Source organism: Halococcus salifodinae DSM 8989 (assembly GCF_000336935.1).
GTDB classification, from domain to species: Archaea; Halobacteriota; Halobacteria; order Halobacteriales; family Halococcaceae; genus Halococcus; species Halococcus salifodinae.
The window spans coordinates 1-258 of the sequence record NZ_AOME01000058.1 but is presented as its reverse complement, the minus strand read 5'-3'; the positions used below and the strand labels follow the sequence as shown (position 1 = coordinate 258).

The following is a 258-nucleotide window of genomic DNA, read 5'->3' as shown; positions in this document are numbered from 1 at the left end:
TGCGCTCACCGACGTACTCGAAACGTCGTGGTCGGTAACGGCGAACCAGAAGACGCACAACTTCTGGGCGTTCCGGCAGTTCGTGAACCACCTCGCGTGTGTTTGCGAGGAATACGGGATGGAACTCGAAGCCGACGGCGAAGAATGGACTTCGCAGGAATGTCCGCACTGTGGCGAACGCGACGAGACAGTCCGCCACAAGGACACGCTAACGTGTCCGTGTGGCTTCGACGGCCACGCGGACCTCGCGGCGTCATG

The 258-nt window shown here is 61.2% G+C and carries 1 protein-coding gene; it reads left to right on the top strand.

The window, feature by feature from the left end:
• Positions 1-258, top strand: a 258-nt coding sequence (locus C450_RS11480; RefSeq protein ID WP_005043585.1) for an IS200/IS605 family transposase, incomplete at both ends; no start/stop codon positions are given.